Annotated in this window: 21 protein-coding genes; 13 read left to right on the top strand and 8 right to left on the bottom strand. The window is 67.8% G+C overall.

Translation table 11 applies throughout. The features are described 5' to 3' along the window. Nucleotides 1-4: 4 nt before the first annotated feature. Both AC3WTE_RS00950 and AC3WTE_RS00955 read right to left on the bottom strand, forming a co-directional pair. The gene (locus AC3WTE_RS00950; protein ID WP_492434894.1) at nt 5-616 is read right to left on the bottom strand and encodes a DUF4178 domain-containing protein; all 612 of its coding nucleotides are present in this window, start codon (nt 614-616) and stop codon (nt 5-7) included. A gap of 90 nt (nt 617-706) precedes the next feature. Continuing rightward, nucleotides 707-1,372 (bottom strand): ACT domain-containing protein, encoded by a 666-nt coding sequence (locus tag AC3WTE_RS00955; RefSeq protein ID WP_492434896.1) that lies wholly within the window; start codon nt 1,370-1,372, stop codon nt 707-709. 173 nt (nt 1,373-1,545) lie between these two features. Between AC3WTE_RS00955 and gatC the strand changes: the two genes are divergently transcribed. The 3 genes from gatC to AC3WTE_RS00970 are packed head-to-tail and all read left to right on the top strand — an operon-like array spanning nt 1,546 to nt 4,414. Further along, nucleotides 1,546-1,845 carry an Asp-tRNA(Asn)/Glu-tRNA(Gln) amidotransferase subunit GatC gene (gene gatC / locus AC3WTE_RS00960; RefSeq protein WP_492434897.1) on the top strand — a complete coding sequence of 100 codons (300 nt, stop codon included), beginning with the start codon at nt 1,546-1,548 and terminating at the stop codon, nt 1,843-1,845. Further along, entirely contained in the window at nt 1,842-3,326 is a 1,485-nt protein-coding gene (gene gatA / locus AC3WTE_RS00965) for an Asp-tRNA(Asn)/Glu-tRNA(Gln) amidotransferase subunit GatA (protein ID WP_492434899.1), read from the top strand. Before gatC ends, gatA begins: the two co-directional genes overlap by 4 nt. A gap of 56 nt (nt 3,327-3,382) precedes the next feature. After that, nucleotides 3,383-4,414, top strand: a complete 1,032-nt coding sequence (locus AC3WTE_RS00970; RefSeq protein WP_492434901.1) for an ATP-dependent 6-phosphofructokinase — start codon at nt 3,383-3,385, stop codon at nt 4,412-4,414. On the opposite strand, the gene AC3WTE_RS00975 is transcribed toward AC3WTE_RS00970, so the two are convergent. Continuing rightward, nucleotides 4,411-5,412, bottom strand: a complete 1,002-nt coding sequence (locus AC3WTE_RS00975) for a glycerophosphodiester phosphodiesterase family protein (RefSeq protein ID WP_492434903.1) — start codon at nt 5,410-5,412, stop codon at nt 4,411-4,413. The genes AC3WTE_RS00970 and AC3WTE_RS00975 overlap by 4 nt on opposite strands. Before the next feature lie 58 nt (nt 5,413-5,470). Between AC3WTE_RS00975 and gatB the strand changes: the two genes are divergently transcribed. Further along, complete coding sequence (gatB, locus tag AC3WTE_RS00980; RefSeq protein ID WP_492434905.1) at nt 5,471-6,967, top strand: Asp-tRNA(Asn)/Glu-tRNA(Gln) amidotransferase subunit GatB; 1,497 nt, start codon at nt 5,471-5,473, stop codon at nt 6,965-6,967. On the opposite strand, the gene AC3WTE_RS00985 is transcribed toward gatB, so the two are convergent. Both AC3WTE_RS00985 and AC3WTE_RS00990 read right to left on the bottom strand, forming a co-directional pair. Beyond that, entirely contained in the window at nt 6,964-8,073 is a 1,110-nt protein-coding gene (locus tag AC3WTE_RS00985) for a hypothetical protein (RefSeq protein ID WP_492434907.1), read from the bottom strand. The genes gatB and AC3WTE_RS00985 overlap by 4 nt on opposite strands. Nucleotides 8,074-8,102: 29 nt before the next feature. Further along, on the bottom strand, nt 8,103-9,278 hold the full coding sequence (locus tag AC3WTE_RS00990) for a PQQ-dependent sugar dehydrogenase (protein WP_492434908.1): 1,176 nt from the start codon (nt 9,276-9,278) through the stop codon (nt 8,103-8,105). Nucleotides 9,279-9,417: 139 nt separating this feature from the next. Between AC3WTE_RS00990 and AC3WTE_RS00995 the strand changes: the two genes are divergently transcribed. Continuing rightward, nucleotides 9,418-10,326: a DoxX family protein gene (locus AC3WTE_RS00995; RefSeq protein WP_492434909.1), complete on the top strand. Its 909-nt coding sequence runs from the start codon at nt 9,418-9,420 to the stop codon at nt 10,324-10,326. 35 nt (nt 10,327-10,361) lie between these two features. Here AC3WTE_RS00995 and AC3WTE_RS01000 read toward each other — a convergent pair whose 3' ends face one another. Beyond that, nucleotides 10,362-10,772 carry a PH domain-containing protein gene (locus AC3WTE_RS01000; RefSeq protein ID WP_492434910.1) on the bottom strand — a complete coding sequence of 137 codons (411 nt, stop codon included), beginning with the start codon at nt 10,770-10,772 and terminating at the stop codon, nt 10,362-10,364. Nucleotides 10,773-11,104: 332 nt separating this feature from the next. Here AC3WTE_RS01000 and AC3WTE_RS01005 point away from each other — a divergent pair, with 332 nt between their 5' ends. The 3 genes from AC3WTE_RS01005 to ilvC all read left to right on the top strand — a co-directional run bounded on the left by AC3WTE_RS01005 (nt 11,105) and on the right by ilvC (nt 14,478). After that, nucleotides 11,105-12,883 (top strand): acetolactate synthase large subunit, encoded by a 1,779-nt coding sequence (locus tag AC3WTE_RS01005; protein ID WP_492435459.1) that lies wholly within the window; start codon nt 11,105-11,107, stop codon nt 12,881-12,883. A 6-nt stretch (nt 12,884-12,889) separates the two neighbouring features. Beyond that, nucleotides 12,890-13,393 carry an acetolactate synthase small subunit gene (ilvN, locus tag AC3WTE_RS01010; RefSeq protein WP_459369536.1) on the top strand — a complete coding sequence of 168 codons (504 nt, stop codon included), beginning with the start codon at nt 12,890-12,892 and terminating at the stop codon, nt 13,391-13,393. Nucleotides 13,394-13,476: 83 nt separating this feature from the next. Continuing rightward, nucleotides 13,477-14,478 carry a ketol-acid reductoisomerase gene (gene ilvC, locus AC3WTE_RS01015; RefSeq protein WP_171024507.1) on the top strand — a complete coding sequence of 334 codons (1,002 nt, stop codon included), beginning with the start codon at nt 13,477-13,479 and terminating at the stop codon, nt 14,476-14,478. 96 nt (nt 14,479-14,574) lie between these two features. On the opposite strand, the gene wrbA is transcribed toward ilvC, so the two are convergent. Together wrbA and AC3WTE_RS01025 are read right to left on the bottom strand one after the other, a co-directional pair. Next, nucleotides 14,575-15,174 carry an NAD(P)H:quinone oxidoreductase gene (gene wrbA / locus AC3WTE_RS01020; protein WP_492434911.1) on the bottom strand — a complete coding sequence of 200 codons (600 nt, stop codon included), beginning with the start codon at nt 15,172-15,174 and terminating at the stop codon, nt 14,575-14,577. Between the two features lie 14 nt (nt 15,175-15,188). Continuing rightward, complete coding sequence (locus AC3WTE_RS01025; protein WP_492434912.1) at nt 15,189-16,649, bottom strand: phytoene desaturase family protein; 1,461 nt, start codon at nt 16,647-16,649, stop codon at nt 15,189-15,191. Nucleotides 16,650-16,736: 87 nt separating this feature from the next. Between AC3WTE_RS01025 and serA the strand changes: the two genes are divergently transcribed. From serA to AC3WTE_RS01050, 5 genes are read left to right on the top strand one after another with little or no spacing between them, the layout of a single operon-like run. Further along, nucleotides 16,737-18,323: a phosphoglycerate dehydrogenase gene (gene serA / locus AC3WTE_RS01030; RefSeq protein ID WP_492434913.1), complete on the top strand. Its 1,587-nt coding sequence runs from the start codon at nt 16,737-16,739 to the stop codon at nt 18,321-18,323. Beyond that, nucleotides 18,320-19,333 (top strand): 3-isopropylmalate dehydrogenase, encoded by a 1,014-nt coding sequence (locus AC3WTE_RS01035; RefSeq protein ID WP_492434914.1) that lies wholly within the window; start codon nt 18,320-18,322, stop codon nt 19,331-19,333. The genes serA and AC3WTE_RS01035 overlap by 4 nt, the downstream gene beginning before the upstream one ends. Nucleotides 19,334-19,337: 4 nt before the next feature. Continuing rightward, nucleotides 19,338-19,940, top strand: coding sequence for a hypothetical protein (locus AC3WTE_RS01040; RefSeq protein ID WP_492434915.1), 603 nt, complete (start codon nt 19,338-19,340; stop codon nt 19,938-19,940). Further along, nucleotides 19,933-20,835 (top strand): class A beta-lactamase, encoded by a 903-nt coding sequence (gene bla / locus AC3WTE_RS01045; RefSeq protein WP_492434916.1) that lies wholly within the window; start codon nt 19,933-19,935, stop codon nt 20,833-20,835. The genes AC3WTE_RS01040 and bla overlap by 8 nt, the downstream gene beginning before the upstream one ends. 9 nt (nt 20,836-20,844) lie before the next feature. After that, nucleotides 20,845-22,119 (top strand): DUF7373 family lipoprotein, encoded by a 1,275-nt coding sequence (locus tag AC3WTE_RS01050; RefSeq protein ID WP_492434917.1) that lies wholly within the window; start codon nt 20,845-20,847, stop codon nt 22,117-22,119. The last annotated feature ends 67 nt before the right edge of the window (nt 22,120-22,186 follow it).

Raw genomic sequence — 22,186 nt, forward strand, 5'->3', positions numbered from 1 at the left:
GCGCCTACGAACCCGCGGGGGGAGCCGGGTACACCGTGAGCTCACCGGGCGACATGACCTTGCCGGTCGACACCTCCCACGGTGAATTCGGTGACCACTGCTCGAAACTCAGCAGGGCGGCGCGGCCCGCGGTGGCGTAGTCGACATAGTTCATCTCGCCCTGCGCCGGCAGGCCCGTCGTGCCCTCGCAGGCGTATCGCGCGGTGCCGCGCTCGACCTCGCTGTACTGCCCGCCGTCGACGGTGTGGGGGCCGCCGGGCTGCAGGAGCAGGTCGGGCCGCTTGGTCCAGAACGCGAGTTCCAGACGTCCCTCGTCCTCCTCGACGCTGAACCAGATCGGTTCGCCCTGAACGCCTTCCAGCAGATGCTCCCACCAGACGAAGGGCCCTTCGCGGTAGGTCACCGAGCCCCGCACGACGTAGTCGACGCCGCCGTAGCTGACGATTGCGCCGGGGCCCAGCTGTTTGGGGCCGAACACCGGCACCTCGCCGGATTTGAGCGGGTCCTGGCGGGCGCCGGGCTTCTCGGGCTTCTTGGCTCGGGTGAAGGCGAGCACCACCACGACGATGGCCGCGATCATCAGCAGGACACCGATGACGATCAGAAATGTGCTCACGTGCGCCTCCAGCGAGATGTCGGCTCACGCTAGCAGTTTCGGCGCTGTAGGAACCGTATTCCCGCAGGTGAAGTGGCTGAGAGCGATCAGCTAGCGCACGATGGTCGCGACGATGCCCGCGAGGTAGCCGAGCCGGGCGACCTCCGACGGCCGGAAGGCCGGTCCGCCCGGGCGCCCGAGCATGATCGCGGTATGCGGGTCGCCCAGCGGCGCCGCGGCCAGGGTGGTGTCGATGTCCCGCCAGAACTGCGGCACCCAGTCGCCGGTGGCGTCCAGAGCAGCAGCGTGTTCCAGCGGCAGCCACGGCGCCGAATCGGCGAGCGTCTCGGGCGCACCGGGGCTGCCGGTGATGCGGTGGGGCAGCACACCTTCCTTACCGCCGGTCACCACGACGCACCAGCCGACCCGCAGAACCCGCGGTGCTTCGTCGGCCAGTACCTGCAGGCGCGCGGCCTTGCCCTTGGCGGCGGCCACATGGTCGATCAATTCCAGTTCGCGATGAGCCTCGAGCAGCCCGGTGTGGGGCCGGATGCTGTCTACATACACGCCCTTGAGGGTCTCGGCGGCGGTGATCAAGGTGTCGGGCATGGACCCGAGCGGCAGCTCGACCACCAGGTCGTCGATGGCGTAGCCCGTACCGCGCTCGACAACGTCGAGCGACAGGATGTCGGCGCCCACCGAGCCGAGAGCCACCGCCAGCGAGCCGAGGCTACCGGGGCGGTCTTCGAGCTGGACCCGAAGCAGATAGGAGGACACGCCACAACTGTGGCACAGCGTCGTGGCTACGGCAGGACGGGCGGGTGCGGTGCGCGTCACGGTTACATTCTCCGTCGCTGCGCTCGCCTCAGCTGCATTTCCCGTGGCTGCGCTCGCCTCAGATGCATTCCCCGTGGCTGCGCTCGTCCCGGCCCCCACTAGGCTGTTTCGCTGTGTCGAAGATTTCCCGGGACGATGTCGCCCATCTGGCGAATCTGGCCCGGCTCGCCCTGACCGACGGTGAGCTGGACAGTTTCGCAGGCCAGCTCGATGCCATCCTGGCGCACGTCGGCAAGATTCAGGCCGTCGACGTCACGGGGATCGAGGCGACCGGTAACCCTCTCAAAGAGGTCAATATCACGCGGCCGGACGTCGAGGTGGCGAGCCTCACGCAGGACCAGGCGCTGGCTGAAGCGCCGCGGGCCGAAGAAGGCCGGTTCGCCGTGCCGCGCATTTTGGGAGAGGCAGAATGAGCGACCTGATCCGTTTCGACGCGGCCACCCTCGGCGAGAAGATCGCTGCGGGCGACGTGTCGGCGACCGAGGTCACGCGGGCGCACCTGGACCAGATCGCCGCCACCGACGAGCGCTACCACGCGTTCCTGCATGTCGGCGCCGACGAGGCGCTGGCCGCCGCCGCCGCGGTCGACAAGCAGGTGGCCGCGGGCGAGCCGCTGGCGTCGCCGCTTGCCGGAGTTCCGTTGGCGCTCAAGGACGTTTTCACCACGATCGACGCGCCGACCACGGCCGGCTCGAAGATTCTGGAGGGCTGGCGGTCGCCGTACGACGCGACCCTGACCGCCAAGCTGCGCGCGGCCGGAATCCCGATCCTCGGCAAGACCAACATGGACGAGTTCGCCATGGGGTCGTCCACCGAGAACTCGGCCTACGGCCCCACCCGCAACCCGTGGGACGTCAACCGCGTGCCGGGTGGTTCCGGTGGCGGTAGCGCCGCGGCGCTCGCGGCGTTCCAGGCGCCGCTGGCTATCGGCACCGACACCGGCGGCTCGATCCGTCAGCCTGCCGCGCTGACTGCGACCGTCGGCGTCAAGCCCACCTACGGGACGGTGTCGCGGTACGGCTTGATCGCCTGTGCGTCGTCGCTGGACCAGGGCGGGCCGTGCGCTCGCACGGTGCTGGATACCGCGCTCCTGCACCAGGTGATCGCCGGTCACGATCCGCGTGATTCGACCTCGGTCGACGCTCCCGTGCCCGACGTGGTCGGGGCGGCCCGCGCCGGCGCCACCGGTGACCTGTCGGGCGTCCGGATCGGTGTGGTCAAGCAGCTGCACACCGGCGAGGGCTACCAGCCCGGTGTGCTGTCCTCGTTCAACACCGCGGTGGACCAGCTGACCGAGCTCGGCGCCGAGATCACAGAGGTCGACTGCCCGCACTTCGACTACTCGCTGGCGGCCTATTACCTGATCCTGCCGTCCGAGGTGTCCTCGAACCTGGCCCGCTTCGATGCGATGCGCTACGGCCTGCGCGTCGGCGACGACGGCACGCGCAGCGCCGAAGAGGTCATGGCGCTGACTCGCGCCGCCGGCTTCGGCCCGGAAGTCAAGCGCCGCATCATGATCGGCACCTACGCCCTGTCGTCGGGTTACTACGACGCCTACTACAACCAGGCCCAGCGGGTGCGCACCCTGATCGCCCGCGACCTGGACCGGGCCTACGAGAAGGTCGACGTACTGGTCACCCCGACCACCCCGACCACCGCCTTCGGCATCGGCGAGAAGGTCGACGACCCGCTGGCGATGTACCTGTTCGACCTGTGCACGCTGCCGCTGAACCTGGCCGGGCACTGCGGTATGTCGGTGCCGTCGGGCCTCTCGCCCGACGACAACCTGCCGGTCGGTCTGCAGATCATGGCGCCGGCTCTGGCGGACGATCGGCTGTACCGCGTCGGCGCGGCCTACGAAGCCGCCCGCGGCGCGCTGCCGACCGCGCTGTAGCGCCGAGCGAGCCCGTTCGGCGAGAGCGAGAGCGCGCGAGCGGGCAGTATGGGGGCATGCGGATAGGCGTACTGACCGGTGGCGGTGACTGTCCTGGCTTGAACGCGGTGATTCGGGCGGTGGTCCGCACGTGCGATGTGCGGTACGGCTCGACGGTCGTGGGGTTCCGCGACGGCTGGCGCGGCCTGCTGGAGAACCGTCGGGAACAACTCAGGAACGACGACCGCAACGACCGGCTGCTGGCCAAGGGCGGCACCATGCTGGGTACCGCGCGGGTCAATCCCGACAAGCTGCGGGCCGGGCTGGACCAGATCAAGCAGACGCTCGAGGACAACGGCATCGACGTGCTGATCCCGATCGGCGGGGAGGGCACGCTGACGGCGGCGCACTGGCTGGCCGAGGAGAACGTGCCCGTCGTGGGCGTGCCCAAGACCATCGACAACGACATCGATTGCACCGACGTCACTTTCGGCCACGACACCGCGCTGATGATCGCGACCGAGGCCATCGACCGGCTGCACAGCACCGCCGAATCGCATCAGCGGGTGATGCTCGTCGAGGTGATGGGTCGCCATGCCGGCTGGATCGCGCTCGGCGCCGGCATGGCCGCCGGCGCCCACATGACCCTGATCCCGGAACAGCCGTTCGATGTCGAAGAGGTGTGCCGACTGGTGAAGCAGCGCTTCGTGCGGGGTGATTCGCACTTCATCTGCGTCGTCGCCGAAGGGGCGCGGCCGGCCGAGGGGTCAATGCAGTTGCGCGACGGCGGAATTGACGAGTTCGGGCATGTGAAGTTCACCGGCGTCGCCCAGCAACTGGCGATCGAGATCGAGAAGCGGATCCGCAAGGAAGTCCGCACCACCGTGCTCGGCCACGTGCAGCGCGGCGGCACCCCGACGGCGCATGACCGGGTGCTGGCCACCCGGTTCGGGATCAACGCCGCCGACGCCGCGCACTCGGGGGAGTACGGGATGATGGTGTCGCTGCGGGGCCAGGAGATCGGCCGGGTGCCGTTGGCTGATGCGGTGCGTCACCTGAAGCTGGTGCCGCAGACCCGGTACGACGACGCCGCGGAATTCTTCGGCTAGCGGTAGGCCGGCGGCAGTGGCATGCCCAGTTCGGACTCCACCGCGCGTAGCCGGCTCGGGTAGTCGGTGATGATGCCGTCGGCGCCGGCGGCGATCTGGGCCCGCATGGTGTCGGGGTCGTTGATCGTCCACGGAATCACCGTGAGCCCGAGGGCATGGGCGCGGTCGATGAACGCAGTGTCGGCCACGAGCGCGAACCCTGGATCCTTCGGCGTCAGTCCGTAGGGGACGGAGTAGCCGGGGGACAGGATGTTCGCGCCGACCGACGCTGCCCCAGCGATGGGATCGGTGACCACCGCCGGGTTCACGTCGGCCGTCCACACCGAGTTCGGCACCCAGGTCGTCTCGTCCCACAGCGCCACCAGCGGGATGCGCGGCTCTTGCCGACGGACCAGCGGCAGTGTGCGCCAGTCGAAACTCTGGATCTCCACTTTGTCGGCCTTGCCCGCAGCCCGCACGGTGCCGAGGATGACGTCGATGAATTGTTGTGGGGTGGCCGAGGATTCGGGCTTGTCGGCTTCGATCTTGGTCTCGATGTTGTACCGGACGCCGGCGTGATGCGAGTCGGCCAGCGCGAAGACCTGATCCAGGGTGGCGATCTTGTTCCCGGTCACCACCTCTGCAGCCGGGAATCCGCTGAGCAGCCGGCCGCAGTCCAACGTGTGCAGCTGCGCGCGGGTGAGGTCGTGCACGAGCTTGCCCACATAGGGGTACTGCGGGTCGCCGGGGAAGGCGGGGCCGGTGTCGGTGCACTTGTCGGGCTGGATGGTCGGGTCGTGCCAAACCATCGGCGCACCGTCCTTGGAAAGGACGATGTCGAGCTCCAACGTGCTGACGCCGAGTTCGATGGCCTTGGTGAAGGCACGTAGCGATTCCTCGGTGGTCTCGCCCCGGCCGCCGCGGTGCGCTTGCAGGTCGAAACCGTCTGGGGCGGCCGCAGCGACAGGCGTGGTGGTCAGCGCGAAGGTGGTCAGCAGGGCGCCGATACGTGCGAGCATCCGCGGAGGGTAACCGGGCCGAGGAAATGGCCGGTGAACGACAACTAGGATTCAACGCATGGCTGACGCAGACCTTCTCGACTACGACGACGTCCTCGCGACGTACGAGCCCGTCATGGGCATGGAAGTCCATGTCGAGCTGTCCACCGAGACCAAGATGTTCTGTGGCTGTGCGAACCGGTTCGGCGCCGAGCCGAACACGTTGGTCTGCCCGGTGTGCCTGGGCCTGCCGGGCGCATTGCCGGTGGTCAACGGGGCCGCCGTGGAGTCCGCCATCCGGATCGGCTTGGCGCTGAACTGCGACATCGCGCCGTGGGGCCGGTTCGCGAGGAAGAACTACTTCTACCCGGACCAGCCGAAGAACTACCAGATCAGCCAGTACGACGAGCCCATCGCCGTCAACGGTTACCTCGATGTCCCGTTGGAGGACGGCAGCACCTGGCGCGTCGAGATCGAGCGCGCGCACATGGAGGAGGACACCGGCAAGCTGACCCACCTGGGCAGTGACACCGGCCGCATCGCGGGCGCCACCACCTCGCTGGCCGACTTCAACCGCGCGGGTGTGCCGCTCGTCGAGATCGTCACCAAGCCCATCGAGGGTGCCGGCGAACGTGCCCCGGAGATCGCCCGCGCCTACGTGACGGCGCTGCGGGATCTGTTGCGCGGCTTGGACGTTTCGGACGTGCGCATGGACCAGGGATCGATGCGGTGTGACTCGAACGTCTCGCTCAAGCTCAAGGGCGCCACGGAGTTCGGTACCCGTACTGAGACCAAGAACGTCAACTCACTCAAGAGCGTCGAGGTCGCGGTCCGCTACGAGATGCGCCGGCAGGCTGCCGTGCTGCAAGCCGGCGGCACCATCACGCAGGAGACCCGGCACTTCCATGAGGACGGGCACACCACGCCCGGCCGCAGCAAGGAGACCGCCGAGGACTACCGGTACTTCCCGGAGCCGGACCTGGAGCCCATCGCTCCGTCGGCCGAGTTGGTGGAGCGGCTGCGCGGCACCATTCCCGAGCTTCCGTGGTTGGTACGCAAGCGGATTCAGGACGACTGGGGCATCTCCGACGAGGTCATGCGCGACCTCGTCAACGCCGGCGCGGTGGAACTCGTCGCGGCGACCGTCGAGCACGGCGCGTCCAGCGAGGCGGCCCGCGCGTGGTGGGGCAACTTCCTGGTGCAGAAGGCCAACGAGTCGGAGGTGACGCTCGACGAGCTGGCCATCACCCCGGCCCAGGTCGCCGCGGTGGTCAAGCTCGTTGATGAAGGGAAGTTGACGGCGAAATTGGCCCGTCAGGTACTCGAGGGTGTGCTGGCCGGCGAGGGTGAGCCCGAGCAGGTGATGAACGACCGCGGACTTGTTGTGGTGCGCGATGATTCGCTCATCCAGGCGGCCATCGACGAGGCGTTGGCCGCTCAGCCGGACATCGCCGAGAAGATCCGCGGTGGCAAGGTCCAGGCCGCGGGCGCAATCGTCGGTGCGGTGATGAAGGCGACCAAGGGCCAGGCCGACGCGGCGCGCGTCCGCGAACTGGTGATCGCGGCCTGCAGTTAGTGCAGCGCCTCCTGCGGCGCGGGCGTCGTCCTCGGACGCAGTGACGACACGCCCGCGACGCAGTAGCCCGCGATCACGAAACACACCGCGGCGCAGGGCAGATTGCCGGTCGGCGTGCCAGTGCCGGTGACGCCGTCGATGGCACCGGCGAAGTCCGGCAGCGCGGCCAGCCAGAGCACCGTGAAGGTGAGTAGATAGAGCACGCCGAACACGCGGACGTACGGGCTCGGGTGCCGCGTGCCGACGCGCCGCGTGATCCGCCAGTCCTGTATCAGGACCGGCACCGCCACGAGGGTGAACACCGTCACCTCGACGCCGAGGACCGCGTACTGCGTCGCGCTGTGGTGGGCGGAGAGCAATGTCGGCAGGCTGAGCAGGCCCATGATGACGGGGGCCAGCACGCTGATGACCGGTATGCGCCACGCCAGCGACCGCGGCCCGGGAGGTTCGCCCGCGTCCGCCCGACGCCCGACCAGTACCCGCGCCAGGAACGCGACCGCCGCGGGTCCGACCACCGCCAGGCTGACCCAACTGCTGACCGGCACGCAGCCCAGCGTCGGGTGATTCAGCGGGTTGGCGGTGTTCCAGACCCACCAGCGCAGCTGCGGACCGAGATGGTCGAACACGCCGTAGACACAGCCGTGCACGAAGCCGACGCAGATGGCGCCGATGACGGCACCGCGCCGTTCGAAGACTCCGGTGGCGCGGACGATGTCATAGGCCAGGGTGATGGTCGCCGGATACAACGCCACGATGTACAGCGGCAGCCGTCCGTCGACGAAATCCACACTGAACACGTTGTGCACCATCATGACCCCGAGCCGGGTGCCGGCGAAGATGTCCGGTGGATGGCGGGGCAGCTCGGTCACCAGGGCATAGGCCACCGATGCCAGCCAGATGGCGATCCCGGTCGGATCCCGGCGGACCCGCCGCAGCGCGTACGCCAGGGCCAGCGCCGCGCCGATCAGCATCAGCAGCTCGACGACCGGCATGGTCCAGTTGGTCAGGGTCAGTGGGTTGCGCAGCTTGACCCACGAATCGTCATCGCAGGCGAAACCCAGATAGCCGGCCAGCCGCGCGAAGTCGGCCGGGCACGAGCGCATCATCGAGCGACCCCTCGCACGTTGGTCGCCAATTACGTCTTGTCGTCGGTGCTACGCGGGAATCCGCCCTGCGGGAACAGCGGGAACACGACGTCGTCGAACTTCTCCACGTCGCCGGCAGTCTTGTTCACGGTGGCGCCCCAGACGTTGCCGTCGGGCGAGAGCTTCAGCGCGAAGACGTGGCCGTGGGTGTCTGTGCGGAGGGCCTCAGGGTCGCCGGTGACGGCGCCGGTGTCTTTCGACAGCCGCAGCGCCACCGTCTTCTTGGTGTTGACCAGATTGACCATGACGGTGTTGTCGGTCGCCACGCAGCCGGCGACGCCGGGACGGTCGGGCCAGCTCCACACCGTGGACACCTTGGAGTCCTTGGTGATCTTCTGCAGCCGATCGGCGGTCGGGGTGCGATCGGTGACATACAGCGCGCCGCTGGCGCCGTCGATGCACAGTGAGCCGCCGGCGCCCATGCCCGACAGTGCGGTGGTCGGTGGTGCCTGGCCGACCGTCGTCGGCTGTTCGATGCGTAGCAGCTTGCCCGCCAGCGAAGCCGGATCGGCAGCTGCCGCCGGGTTGCCGGCGTCGCCGGTGAGGACCATGAGGGTCGTCGGGCTGGTGAAGATCAGTGCCCCGGTGTTACCCGTGGGGCCCTTGGGGATGCCGGTGAGGATGGGCTTCGGCACGTCGCCGTCGGCTATCCGGACCACCCGGTTGTCGGTGGGCGTGGTGATGTACGCGTACATCAGCCGGTCCTGCTGGTAGCTCGGTGACAGCACGATGTCCATGAGCCCGCCGTCGCCCGATGCGTCGACCGGAATCACGGTCTTGACCTTGGGTTCGGCGTTCAAGGCGATGTCCTTGACGGCGCCGGTGACGCGCTCGGCGACGATCGCCGTCTTGCTGTCGCCGCCCATGATCAGGCCGCTGGTGCTCTCCAGGCAGCCCTGCATGACGGCCGGTGCCGGGCAGGCCTTCGGGAACGGGGTCGGCGGCAGCGGAGGCGGTGGCGGCGGGGTCGAGCTCGGCGCCCCTCCGAGGTCCGGCTCGATGGTGAACGGCTCGGACGCGGCCGAGTCGAAACGGGCGCAGCCGGGCAACGCCAGCAAAGCGATGGCGCACAGCGCCAGGACCCGTCGGGCGGATGCAGAGCTGGGACGCTCCGGCCGGCGTTCGGGCCTCGTCAGCGCAGTCCGCCTCGACCGCCGCAATGTCATGCCCGCCAGGTTACGGACTGTTCGACAGTGCTCGCCACGTCGGGGCCGCGCGCCGGACCGGGCAAATCCCGTCAACAAGCCGGTCAAACCACCGCTTAAATCCACGGTCAGCAGTGCAATTGCACTTACCCTGGCAACTATGACCAGTACTTCCCATGACCCGCGCGCATGGAAACGGCCCGATGAGTCGGCCGCCAGGCCCGCGTCGGCACGCCTGGTCGATCCCGAAGACGACCTGCCCATCACGACCTATCGCGGCAGTGGCGGTGCGGATGGCAGTGAGACGGCGGCTACCACCGCGATCCCGCGGTTCGACACCGCGTCGTCCGACGATGCAACCGAGGTCACCGCTACACCGTCGGCGATGTCGTCCGGGGCGCCGTCCTCGATGGCGTTCGATCTCATGCACGAACCCGAGCCGCTCCCGTACGTCCAACCCCGCGAACGGGGCTCGCAGCAAGCCGTCGAGCCGGCAGAGATTGAGCCCGACCCGGAGACCGACGCGCGCGTGCGCGTGGCCAAACGCCGCGGCTCCCAGGATCTCGGGCTCATGGTGTTGCGTGTCGGTCTGGGCGCCTGGCTGGTGGTCCACGGGCTGCAGAAGGCGTTCGGCTGGTGGGGCGGTCAGGGGCTGAACGGGTACCAGCACGCACTTGCCGCGGCCGGCTTCCAGCACGCCGGGATACTGACCTACCTCGCCACCGGAGCGCAGATCGGGGCCGGCGTCCTCCTGGTGCTGGGGCTTTTCACGCCGGTGGCCGCCGCTGTCGCCCTGGGTTATCTCGTCAACGCGCTGGCCGTGGAGGTCGCCGCACAGCCCGTCCACGGTTACTTCCCGTATTTCCTGCCCGAAGGCCACGAATACCTGGTCACCATGATCGTGCTGGCGGCGGGGCTGACCCTGACCGGTCCGGGGCTCTACGGCTTCGACGCCGGCCGCGGGTGGGCGCGGCGGCCCTTCATCGGGTCGTTCCTGTGCCTGCTGATCGGCATCGGCGCGGGCATCGGTGTGTGGATGCTGCTGAACGGATCAAACCCGCTGCACTGAGCGGCGTCCGCTCGATCGATGTTGAGCGGGCCGGCTCATTCGTTGTAGGGGTTGGGCACGACGCCACCGCTGGCCGAGGTCAGCAGCGGCAGTGACGCGAACGTCACACCCGGCAGGCGCAGATCGGTGCCGTCGGTCAATTCGGCCTTGGCCCATTTCGAGCCGTCGAAGCGCAGGCCCTTGATGTCCTGCCACGTCACGGTCCGGCTGCCGAGCAGCGACCGCGCGGTGACACCCGTCTTGTCGGCCACTGTGCGGTAGCGAATCACCATCGCAGACAACAGGATCGGGATGACGAGCAGTGCCGCGCACCAGGTCGGTCCGGCGAACACCAGGGCCAGCAGTCCGATGGCGAAGAACCCCACCGCCAGATGGGCGACCCCCGGAATCTTGATCACGAGGGGTCGGGCTGCGGTCGATGCGGTTCGGCGGCTCACGTCATCCATCTTCCCAGGCGGCGGGTCAGCGGGTTGCCGGGTGTGTCCGGCAAGGGATCTGATTTGACCTGCGTGCGCCGTGAGGACTACCGTCCTTGCTTATGCAGAACTCGGGATTGCTTGTAGTAACTGGGCGCGTTGGTGCGTGACCAGGCTGAGTAAGCCGACTACAAGCATCGACGCGCAACCCTCGTACAGCCACCCACGCTGACGGGGGTTTTTTGTTTGCCCGAGAACGCCAAAACCGCAACACGATCAAGAGGACAAGAGTGAGCGCACCCACCACGCGACCGCCAGAGTCGACGCAGCAGCCCAACGGCCCCGGTGGCCTCAGCGGTGCGGTGAACGGTTCTTCCAAAGCCGTTGCCCCGCAGCAGATGACCGGTGCACAGGCGGTCGTCCGGTCGCTCGAGGAACTCGACGTCGACACCATCTTCGGCATCCCCGGCGGTGCCGTGCTGCCGGTCTACGACCCGCTGTACGACTCGAAGAAGGTCCGCCACGTCCTGGTCCGGCACGAGCAGGGTGCGGGCCACGCCGCGTCGGGCTACGCGCACGCCACCGGCAAGGTCGGCGTGATGATGGCCACCTCGGGTCCGGGTGCCACCAACCTGGTCACGCCGCTGGCCGACGCGCAGATGGACTCGATCCCGGTGGTCGCGATCACCGGCCAGGTCGGCCGCGGGCTGATCGGCACCGACGCGTTCCAGGAAGCCGACATCTCCGGCATCACCATGCCGATCACGAAGCACAATTTCCTGGTCCGCAGTGGCGACGACATCGCCAAGGTGATCGCCGAGGCGTTCCATATCGCGGCCTCCGGCCGTCCCGGCGCCGTCCTCGTCGACATCCCGAAGGACGTGCTGCAGGCGCAGTGCACCTTCAGCTGGCCGCCGGTCATCGACCTGCCGGGCTACAAGCCGAACACCAAGCCGCACAGCCGACAGGTCCGCGAGGCCGCCAAGCTGATCGCCGCGTCGCACAAGCCCGTGCTGTACGTCGGTGGTGGTGTCATCCGCGGTGAGGCGTCAGCTGAGCTGCTGGAGCTCGCCGAACTGACCGGCATCCCCGTCGTCACCACCCTGATGGCGCGCGGTGCGTTCCCCGACAGCCACCCGCAGCACATGGGTATGCCGGGCATGCACGGCACGGTGTCCGCGGTGGCCGCACTGCAGAAGAGCGACCTGCTGATCGCCCTCGGCACCCGCTTCGACGACCGGGTCACCGGCCAGCTGTCGTCGTTCGCGCCCGATGCCAAGGTCATCCACGCCGACATCGACCCCGCCGAGATCGGCAAGAACCGGCATGCCGACGTGCCGATCGTCGGTGACATCAAGAACGTCATCGTCGACCTGCTCGAGGCGCTGCGCCGCGACGGCGTCTCCGCCGACACGCTGGACCTGGCCGACTGGTGGACCTACCTGGGCGGCATCAAGGAGACGTACCCGCTGAGCTACGGCCCGCAGAGCGACGGCAGCCTCTCGCCGGAGTTCGTCATCGAGAAGCTGGGGCAGATCGCCGGACCGGACGCGCTGTACGTCGCGGGCGTCGGCCAGCACCAGATGTGGGCCGCGCAGTTCATCAAGTACGAGAACCCGAAGACCTGGCTGAACTCGGGCGGTCTGGGCACCATGGGCTTCTCCATCCCCGCCGCGATGGGCGCCAAGTTCGCCCGCCCGGAGGCCGAGGTGTGGGCCATCGACGGTGACGGCTGCTTCCAGATGACCAACCAGGAGCTGGCCACCTGTGCCCTCGAAGGGGCGCCGATCAAGGTTGCGCTGATCAACAACGGCAACCTGGGCATGGTGCGGCAGTGGCAGACGCTGTTCTACGAGGAGCGTTACAGCCAGACCAATCTCTCCACCCACTCGCACCGCATCCCGGACTTCGTGATGCTGGCCGAGGCGCTGGGTTGCGTCGGTCTGCGCTGTGAGCGTGCCGAGGACGTCGAGGACGTCATCCGGCAGGCCCGCGAGATCAACGACCGCCCCGTCGTCATCGACTTCATCGTCGGGGCCGACGCCCAGGTGTGGCCGATGGTCGCCGCCGGCACCAGCAATGACGAGATCATGGCGGCGCGCGATATCCGGCCGCTGTTCGACAACGAGGATCAGGTGTAAGCGCCCATGACCACTACCCACACATTGTCGGTCCTGGTCGAGGACACCCCGGGTGTGCTCGCCCGCGTGGCGGCGCTGTTTTCCCGGCGCGGCTTCAACATCCAGTCGCTGGCGGTCGGCGCCACCGAGCAGAAGAACATGTCCCGCATGACCATCGTGGTCTCGGTCGAGGACCTGCCGCTCGAGCAGATCACCAAGCAGCTCAACAAGCTGATCAACGTCATCAAGATCGTCGAGCAAGAGCCGGACAACTCCGTCTCCCGCGAGCTGGCGCTGATCAAGGTGCGCGCCGACGCCACCACCCGTGGTCAGGTGATCGAGGCGGTCAACCTGTTCCGGGCGAAGGTCGTCGACGTGTCGACCGAATCGCTGACAGTCGAGGCCACCGGCACCCAGGAGAAGCTCGAAGCACTGCTGCGAGTGCTGGAGCCGTATGGTATTCGCGAGCTGGTGCAGTCCGGTGTGGTCTCGTTGGCGCGCGGCCCGCGCGGCATCGGCGCGGTCAAGTAACCGAGCTGGACCCCGAGCAAGACTTCGAACAACACAGCTTCAACAACAGAAACAAGGGTAAGGAAAAGCAAGTGGCAGTTGAGATGTTCTACGACGACGATGCGGACCTGTCGATCATCCAGGGTCGCAAGGTCGGCGTCATCGGCTACGGCAGCCAGGGTCACGCGCATTCGCTTTCGCTGCGCGACTCGGGTGTGCAGGTCAAGGTCGGTCTGAAGGAGGGCTCGAAGTCCCGCGAGAAGGTCACCGAGCAGGGCCTCGAGGTCGACACCCCGGCCAACGTCGCCGCCTGGGCCGACGTCATCATGCTGCTGGCGCCCGACACCGCGCAGGCCGAGATCTTCACGAACGACATCGAGCCCAACCTCAAGGACGGCGACGCGCTGTTCTTCGGCCACGGCCTCAACATCCACTTCGGCCTGATCAAGCCCCCGGCCAACGTCACCATCGGCATGGTCGCCCCCAAGGGCCCCGGCCACCTGGTGCGTCGTCAGTTCGTCGACGGCAAGGGCGTCCCGGCCCTGATTGCCATCGACCAGGACCCCAAGGGCGAGGGCCAGGCGCTGGCGCTGTCCTACGCCAAGGGCATCGGCGGCACCCGCGCCGGCGTCATCAAGACCACCTTCAAGGAAGAGACCGAGACCGACCTGTTCGGTGAGCAGGCCGTCCTCTGTGGTGGTACCGAGGAACTGGTCAAGACCGGTTTCGAGGTCATGGTCGAGGCCGGCTACGCACCGGAGATGGCCTACTTCGAGGTGCTGCACGAGCTCAAGCTGATCGTCGACCTGATGTACGAGGGTGGCATCGCCCGCATGAACTACTCGGTGTCCGACACCGCGGAGTTCGGTGGCTACCTGTCCGGCCCGCGCGTCATCGACGCCGACACCAAGGAGCGCATGCGCGCCATCCTGAAGGACATCCAGGACGGCACCTTCGTCAAGCGCCTGGTCGCCAACGTCGAGGGCGGCAACAAGGAGCTCGAGGGTCTGCGCAAGGCCAACGCCGAGCACCCGATCGAGGTCACCGGCAAGAAGCTGCGTGACCTGATGAGCTGGGTCGACCGGCCGATCACCGAGACCGCCTAGTCTCCAGTTCCCAACGCCGACTGGCCAGTTGCCGCACGCGATTCACGAAAAAGCGTGCAGTAACTGGCCTTTCGGCGTTTCAGGGCAACGCGGCGGCTATTCGCCCAACCGGTCCGCCACCGAGACCACGCGTCGGGCCAGGTGATCCAGCGCCGCATAGGTGTTGTCGTCGAACTGGCGGATGTTGTCGTGGTTGGCCAGCAGGCTCACGCCGTACGGATTGCCGTCGGCGAACTTGAGTGGGTCGGTGTAGCCGGGTGGGACGATGATGCCGCCCCAGTGCATCAGCGTGATGTACAGCGACAGCAGCGTGGTCTCCTGCCCGCCATGCGCGGTGTTGGTCGAGGTGAACCCGGCGTAGACCTTGTCCGCCAGTGCGCCCTGCGACCAGAGTCCGCCGAGCGAGTCCAGGAACCCCCGCAACTGCGACGCAACCGAGCCGAATCGGGTCGGCGAGCCGAAGATCACCGCGTCGGCCCAGACGATGTCGTCACCCGTGGCGGCCGGAAGATTCTTGGTCGCTTCGTAATTCGCGGTCCAGGCCGCGTTGTGGGCGAACGATTCAGGGGCTGCGGTCTCGGCTACGGGCCGCAGCCGCACCTCGGCGCCCAACGATTCGGCGGTACTCGCGACCCGCTGTGCCAGGGAAGTGCCGTGCCCGGTCGCCGAGTAATAGATCACAGAAAGCTTGGCCATGCGCCAAGCCAACACTATGGCGCCAGCGACGGCAGCGTCTTCACTCCGAATTCACGACGGAGCACGGTCCGGGCGGCGTAGAGACCGGCCATGCCGTGCACGCCGGTGCCCGGCGGGGTGGCCGACGAACAGAGGTAGGCCTTGGGGATCGGCGTGGTCCACGGGTTGGCCCGCAGCGTCGGACCGATCATCGCGGCCTTGAGCGTCGCGCCGCCGACGATGATGTCGCCGCCGACGTAATTTGCGTTGTAGCGCGACATTTCGGCGGCCGGCACCGCGCGGGCCGCCACCACCAGATCACGGAAACCGGGCGCGGCGTCCTCGAACAATGCCATGACGGTCTCGGTCTGATCGACGGTCGAACCCGCGGGCACGTGGCAGTACGTCCAGAGCGGCCGCCGGCCCTGCGTGTCCAAGCGGGTCGGGTCGGCCAGGTGGGGGAGCGAGGCGAGCGTCATGGGGTGGTGGGCATGGCGGCCCTGCCAGATCTCGCGTTCGGCGTGCGCCATCTGGGCTCGGGTGCCGCCCAGGTGGACCGTCGGCGACAATGCCATCCGCGGATCACGCCAGGGGATGTCGCCCGACAGCACGAAGTCGATCTTGCAGACGCCGGGGCCGAATTTGTAGCGCCGCAACGCGTTTGCATAGCGGTCCGGTACCGCGGACCCGTAGATGTCGAGCAGGGCCGTCGGCGAGGTGTCGTAGACGACCACGCCGTCCGGTGGACTCGTCACGGGAAAACCGGTGATCAGCTCGCCACCATGCGCCCGCAGATCGGCGATCAACGCATCGGTGATGGTCTGTGTGCCGCCGATCGGGACGGGCCAGCCCGCGGTGTGCGCGACGGTGCTGAGCATGATGCCCGCGCCGCTGTTGACGGGCGACGGGATGGGATGGATGGCGTGGGTGCCGACGCCGGTGAACAGGGCCTGCGCGTCGTCACCACGCAGAAGACTCCACGCCGGGCTGCCCTGAACCAGCACCCGGAGGCCGGCACGGACGGTGCTCGGCAGGTCCGGCGGCAGGGAACGCTTGTCGCCGAGGAAGAAGCCGAGGACGCCATCGACGTGTTCGACCAGTGGGCCGAGCAGTCGCCGCCAGGACGAGCCGTATTCCAGCTCCGCGCAGGTGCGATCCAGCGAGCGGTATGCGATGGCTGCGCAGCCGGAGGCCTTTTCCGTCGCTTCGCTCGCCCCGGAAGGCAGGGGATTGGCGTACGAGATCTCGGGCGTCACCATCTGGACGCCGCGGGCGGCCAGGTCGAATTCCGCGAAGAACGGCGACGCCACCCCCAGTGGATGCACCGCTGAGCAGACGTCGTGCAAAATGCCTGGATATTCGGGATCGGGGGCGCTTCGGGCGCCGCCGCCGGGGGTCGGCTGGCCTTCGATGACCCGGACCGACAGTCCGGCTCGGGCGCAGATGACGGCCGCGGCCAGTCCGTTGGGCCCACTACCGACGACGGTGACGTCCACCACTCGATCGTAGTGACGCGTGGTGACAACCCAGATCGAGGCAACCGCGATTGGAGCGACAGCCATACCGACCACTAGTCTGTGCGCGTGAGCCTTCCTGTCGTACTCATCGCTGACAAACTCGCCGAATCGACCGTCGCCGCCCTCGGCGACCAGGTAGAGGTCCGTTGGGTCGACGGCCCCAACCGCGCCGAACTGCTGGCCGCCGTCCCGGACGCCGACGCGCTGCTGGTGCGCTCGGCCACCACGGTGGACGCCGAGGTGCTGGCCGCGGCACCCAAGCTCAAGATCGTCGCCCGCGCCGGCGTCGGCCTGGACAACGTCGACGTCGACGCCGCCACCGCGCGTGGCGTGCTGGTCGTCAACGCCCCGACCTCCAACATCCACAGCGCCGCCGAACACGCCCTGGCGCTGCTGCTGGCCGCGGCCCGGCAGATTCCGGCCGCCGACGCCACCCTGCGCGAACACACCTGGAAGCGCTCGAAGTTCTCCGGCACCGAAATCTTCGGCAAGACCGTCGGCGTCGTGGGCATGGGCCGCATCGGCCAGCTCGTCGCGCAGCGTCTCGCCGCCTTCGGCGCGCACATCGTCGCCTACGACCCCTACGTCTCGCAGGCGCGTGCCGCCCAGCTGGGCATCGAGCTGCTGAGCCTCGATGAGCTTTTGGGTCGCGCCGATTTCATCTCGGTGCACCTGCCCAAGACCAAGGAAACCGCCGGCCTGATCAACAAGGACGCGCTGGCCAAGACCAAGCCCGGCGTCATCATCGTCAACGCGGCCCGCGGTGGCCTGATCGACGAGCAGGCCCTGGCCGATGCGATCACCAGCGGCCACGTGCGCGGCGCCGGCCTCGACGTGTTCGCCACCGAGCCCTGCACCGACAGCCCGCTGTTCGAGCTGCCGCAGGTCGTCGTCACCCCGCACCTGGGTGCCTCCACCGAAGAGGCGCAGGACCGCGCCGGCACCGACGTCGCCGCGAGCGTGAAGCTGGCGCTGGCCGGCGAGTTCGTGCCGGACGCCGTCAACGTCGGTGGCGGTGCCGTTGGTGAAGAGGTCGCGCCGTGGCTCGACCTGGTGCGCAAGCTGGGTCTGCTGGTCGGTGCCCTGGCACCGGCGCTGCCGACATCGCTGGACGTCCAGGTCCTCGGTGAGCTGGCGTCGGAGGACGTTGAGATTCTGAAGCTTTCGGCGATGCGCGGGCTGTTCTCGGCCGTCATCGAGGACCAGGTGACGTTCGTCAACGCCCCGGCGCTGGCCGCCGAGCGTGGCGTCGAAGCCAACCTCAGCACCGAGACCGAGAGCCCCAACCACCGCAGCGTCGTCGATGTGCGCGCGGTTTTGGCAGATGGCTCGGTTGTCAACGTGTCGGGCACCTTGAGCGGCCCGCAGCTGGTCGAGAAGATCGTCCAGGTCAACGGCCGCAACCTGGATCTGCGCGCCCAGGGCGTCAACCTGATCCTCAACTACGGTGACCAGCCGGGTGCCCTGGGCAAGATCGGCACCCTCCTCGGTGGCGCCGACGTCAACATCCTGGCCGCCCAGATGTCGCAGGACTCCGACGGCTCCGGAGCGACGGTCATGCTGCGCCTGGACCGCGAGGTGCCGGCCGACGTGCTCGGCGCGATCGGCGAGGCCGTCGGCGCGACCACGCTGGAACTGGTGGACCTGTCGTGAAGCTCGCCGTCATCGCCGGTGACGGCATCGGCCCCGAGGTCATCGGTGAGGCGCTGAAGGTCCTCGACGTCGTGCTGCCGGGTGTCGAGCGCACCGAGTACAACGTGGGTGCCAAGCGCTACCACGAGACCGGGGAGACCCTGCCCGAGGGTATGGTCGACGAGCTCAAGACGCACGACGCAATCCTGTTGGGCGCCATCGGAGATCCTTCGGTGCCCAGCGGCGTGCTCGAGCGCGGCCTGCTGCTGACCATGCGGTTCGCCCTGGATCACCACGTGAACCTGCGGCCGTCGCGGCTGTTCGCGGGCGTCGACAGCCCGCTGGCCGGAAACCCGGACATCGACTTCGTCGTCGTGCGCGAGGGCACCGAGGGGCCATACACCGGCACCGGCGGCGCGATCCGCGTCGGCACCCCGCACGAGGTGGCCACCGAGGTGTCCACCAACACGCGGTTCGGTGTCGAGCGCGTCGTGCGCTATGCGTTTGAATTGGCGCAGGGAAGGCCTCGTCGTCACCTGACCCTGGTGCACAAGAACAACGTGCTGGCGTACGCCGGTTCGCTGTGGAAGCGCACGGTCGACGAGGTGGCCACCGAGTACCCGGACGTCGAGACCGCGTACCAGCACGTCGACGCTGCGACCATTCATATGGTGACCGCTCCTGAGCGGTTTGATGTGATCGTCACCGACAACCTGTTCGGCGACATCATCACCGACCTGGCGGCGGCCGTCTCCGGCGGCATCGGCCTGGCGGCATCGGGCAACATCGATGCGACGGGCACCAACCCGTCGATGTTCGAGCCGGTGCACGGCAGTGCGCCCGACATCGCCGGCCAGGGCCTGGCCGATCCGACCGCCGCCATCATGAGCGTGGCGCTGCTGCTGACTCACCTCGGTGAGAGCGAAGCCGCGGCCCGCGTGGACAAGGCCGTGGCCGAGCACCTTTCGACGCGCGGCGATGCCAAGCTTGCGACGTCGGAGACCGGCGAGCGGATCCGCAGCTACCTGTAATGCCGTGACCGGCTTCGCCACTCTCACCAGGCAGTGTTGGCTGTTCGCGGTCGGGTCGTCGTTCTTCGCGCTTGCCACGGTCCCCGGGTTTCCCTCGGTGGCCGGAGCCGGTGCGACGAATGTGCTGTGCTTCATCGGGTCGTGGTTCTTCACCACTGCCGCCTTGATGCAGTACATGCTGGCTGCGCCGGGGATTCAGTGGTGGTCGGCGGCAATCCAATTCATGGGCACCGTCCTGTTCAACGTGAGCACCGGTGCGGCGGTGTGGGCGCATGCTGTCCTTGCCGAGCGCCGCTACGTGTGGGCGCCCGATGCCGCCGGGTCATTGGCCTTCCTGCTCAGTGGTCTGCTGGCGGTCATGGTCGTCGGCCTGTGGTCGCCGAAATCCGTTGACTGGCAGGCCTCTTGGATCAACATGATGGGCTGTGTCGCGTTCGAGATCTCGGCGCTGGCGGCGTTCGTCCGCAAGACCGGCGTGACGGTCGACGAGTGGCTGGCCAACTTCGGGACGTTCGTCGGGGCATTGTGCTTCCTGGTGGCCGCCCTGTTGGTGCGGCCCAAGGGTGATCCGCAAAAATCCCGCTTGGCGTCGGGTGCCGATGCATGATTGGCTGGTATGTGTGGGGGTACAGCTGAGCCGACGGGATTTCATCGTCGGGTTGGCCGCGACAGGTGTACTGGCCGGATGCCAGCCCGCCAAGTCGGAAGAGCCAACCAGCTTTGAGGATCTGGAAGATCGCTACCAGGCGTTAATCGGCGTCTATGCAGTGGATTTGGAATCATCGGCGACGGTCGAGCACCGCGCCGACGAGCGGTTTGCGATCTGCTCGACCTTCAAAGCGTATGCGGCGGCCCGGATCTTGCAGATGGCCAAGGCCGGTCACGCGAATCTCGATGCCATGGTGCCCATCACCTCGGCAGACATCGTGGTCAACTCGCCGGTACTGAGTCCGGCGGTGGGTGCGCGGATGGCGCTGCGGGACATCTGCGCCGCGGCCCTGACCCAGAGCGACAACGCAGCAGGAAACATCATGCTGCGCACCATCGGTGGGCCGTCCGCCGTCACCGATTTCGCCCGTTCGATCGGGGACTCGCAGACGCGGCTGGATCGCTGGGAACCGGACCTCAACACCGCGGCGCCCGGCGACCTGCGGGACACCACCACGCCGCGGGCTCTCTGCGGCGGGTACCGTGCCATCCTCGTCGGCGACGCGCTGCCCGAGGTGAGCCAATATCAGCTGCAGCGGTGGATGTCCGAGACCACCACGTCGACCCGACGCTTTCGCGCAGGTCTGCCGGCGGAGTGGACCAGCGCGGACAAGACCGGCAGCGGCGATTACGGCTCGACCAACGACGCCGGCATGCTCATCGGCCCCAAACATGAGCGGGTCATGCTCACAGTTCTGATCCGGACGCGTACCCTGCGGCGGGACGCCGGGCCGTTCAACGAGGCGGTGGCGGAGAGCGTGCGATCCGTGCTGGCACGCCTCGGCCACAGCTAGTGTTGGATCGTGGGGATCCGGAAGCTGGCGCTCGTGGTGGCCACCTGTTGGTCTGTGGTGACGGCGTGTTCGACGACCACCGCCGGCACGGCGCGGTTCGGAGGGTCCCTGAGCGACCCGGAACCCGCCGTCAGTCAGCTGCGGACCGGTAACTACCAGATCAAGCCGAGCACCCCGTTCTTCAGCGCCGGGCCCAACCCGCTTACGCAGTCGATCGTCGAATCGACCAGGCTGGCCGAATTCGTGGTCGGCCCTTGGGAAATCGACTCGTCGGTGACGACGTTGGGATCGCTCGGGACGGGCACCATGACGTCGGAGTTCGGCGTCGACAACACGCTCGGCGTATCCACGGACAATGTCATGCAGGGTATTGCCAGGGCGCACAAGCTCGTCGCCGGTTTCGGCTCATTCCGGGCGTCAGGGAGCAAGGAAGCCGATCTGGAAATCCAGAATGCCGTCCTCATGTTCCCCGACGACGCCCAAGCTGCCGCGGCGGCAGGCGAATTCACGGCCCAGATCGGCCCTTTGATCGCCGCCCCGTTCCCGACGTATCCCGTTCAGCTCTCGCTCGGTGCAACTTCGGTGCCGGCGGTCGGCATGGACTTCGGCGCCGGGGCCAGCGCAGTTGCGGCCTACACCGTGCAAGGACGGTTTGTGCTGTACCAGTTCGTGACGGCCAAGGCCACCAAGTCCACCCGGGCATCGTTGCGGGCCGAGCTGATGGTTTCCAACCTGCTCGGCAGGCAGCAATCGCTGCTCAAGGGCTTCGTGCCGACCGAGCCGGCGAAACTCGCGGACCTGCCCAAGGATCCGAGCGACGACCAGTTGTTGTCCAAGACGATCACCACTCCGGACCGTCAGCAAGGAGTGCTGATCGGGACCTGGCGGCCGCGGGCGTGGTTGCACTTCGAGGTCGACCCGGTGAGCATGACCACCCAGTTCGAGCGGGCCGGTGTCCAATGGGTGACTCAGCGGTGGGGACGCGTGTATCAGGCCCCCAACGCCGATTCGGCCGCGCAGCTGCTGGACTTCACCAGCGCCGAGATCATGAAGAACCCGGACGTGCAGATGGCCGGTCCGGTTCCGGGATTCCCGGGCGCACGGTGTTTCGAGCACATGCAGGACTATGCGCGCCCGGACGCAACCGTGACGTGGCGCATCCTCGGCTGGCACTTCAGCTGTCTCGCGCGCACCGAGAGATTCGTGTTTCAGGTCTTCGGGGACGATGAAACTGCTGTGGACCAACAGATTTCGGCGCAGTACCGGGTTCTGTCGGGGAAGTAGCCGGACTGCCCCGATGAGTTTGGCGGCGGTCGGTGGTCTATCTCACCGACAGACACCGTCGACTCGT

This window comes from Mycobacterium sp. FW102-FHT13B02 (assembly GCF_058790275.1).